Source organism: Thalassospira sp. UBA1131 (genome assembly GCF_002311515.1).
In the GTDB taxonomy this organism is placed as follows: domain Bacteria; phylum Pseudomonadota; class Alphaproteobacteria; order Rhodospirillales; family Thalassospiraceae; genus Thalassospira.
Map to the genome: position 1 here is coordinate 3,927 of NZ_DCAO01000033.1, position 1,484 is coordinate 5,410.

2 protein-coding genes are annotated in these 1,484 nt (G+C 57.3%); one reads left to right on the forward strand and one right to left on the reverse strand.

The genetic code is table 11. The features are described 5' to 3' along the window. Positions 1-1,179: phosphoglucomutase/phosphomannomutase PgmG (pgmG, locus tag B3Z49_RS04770; RefSeq protein WP_296988549.1), on the forward strand; the 1,179-nt coding region annotated here is incomplete at its 5' end. Between the two features lie 83 nt (positions 1,180-1,262). Here pgmG and B3Z49_RS04775 read toward each other — a convergent pair. Beyond that, a partial coding sequence (locus tag B3Z49_RS04775; protein WP_296988550.1) for an SPOR domain-containing protein occupies positions 1,263-1,484 on the reverse strand: 222 nt, incomplete at its 5' end.

Below are 1,484 nucleotides of genomic sequence, written 5' to 3' on the forward strand. Positions count from 1 at the left end.
GTGCGCATTGGTCGCGGGCCGACCCCGATGCTGTATTTCACGGTTTATGATCAAAAAACCGATGCCGGCATCATGGTCACCGGTTCGCATAACCCGTCGAACTATAACGGCTTCAAGATGCTTAATGCTGGCAAGTCGGTATTTGGCGACGCCATTCAGCAACTGGGCAAAATTGCCGCCAGCGGTGATTTCGAAACCGGGCAGGGCACGGCAAGCGACATCGATATCGAAGATCGCTTTGTCGAACGCCTTGTCGCTGAACTTGACTGTGATGTTCCCAATCCGATGACGATTGTCTGGGATTGCGGCAATGGTTCAGCCGGTGACGTGGTGCGCAAACTGACGGCCAAGCTGCCCGGTACGCATCATCTGTTGTTTGATGACATTGATGGCAATTTTCCCAACCACCATCCAGATCCGACGGTCGAGGCCAACTTGGTTGACCTCAAGGCGGCCGTTGCCAAACATAATGCCGACTGGGGTGTTGCCTTTGACGGTGACGGTGACCGGATTGGCGTGATAGATGGCAAGGGCAACGTCCTTTGGGGCGATCAGCTGCTGCAGATCTATGCCGCAGACGTTTTGCAGCGTCAGCCGGGGGCTGCGATCATTGCCGATGTCAAGGCCAGCCAGACCCTGTTTGACGAGGTCGACCGGATTGGTGGCAAGGCCATCATGTGGAAGACCGGCCATTCCCTGATCAAGACCAAGATGATCGAGGAAAAGGCACCGATCGCCGGTGAAATGAGCGGCCATATCTTCTTTGCCGAACGTTATTACGGCTATGACGATGCGACTTATGCCGCGGTGCGCCTATATCGCATTCTGGTTCAAAGCGGCAAAAGCCTTGCCGAATGGCGGGCCGCCATGCCGGTTGCGGTTAATACGCCGGAAACCCGTATCGACTGCCCGGATGATCGCAAGTTCGCACTGATCGAAGAAGTCCGTGCCCGTCTGGCCGAAGCCGGTGCCGAGGTCAGCGGCATTGATGGTGTGCGTGTCAGCACCGATGATGGCTGGTGGCTGCTGCGTGCATCCAACACCCAGCCTGCTATCGTGGCCCGTTGTGAGGCGACCGATGATGCAGGGTTGGAACGTTTGAAGGGACAGGTGACCGATCAGCTGGTCAAAAGCGGTCTGTCTTCGGATGACTTCTTCGCCCCGGGGGGCGGTCATTAATTAAGACGTCCAGCCAAGACAAAATTAAAAAGGCCCGTCAGAAATTCTGACGGGCCTTTTTGTATCTCTGTGCGATTTGGCTTTTAGCCAGCGTCACCCGCATTGACCGGGATGCACGCCACATTTTCACGCTTGAGCGCGTCACAGGCAGCGCGTGCTTCGTTCTCGCCATCAAAACCCAGCAGACGGGCGCGATAGACAACACCGGTACCACTGGCTTGCTGCTCGACCGCAGCGCGGGTCAGGCGCAGAACGTCCGGGGCGGTACGTGCCGCGGCAAGGACCGCTTCCTGTGCCCGGCGCTG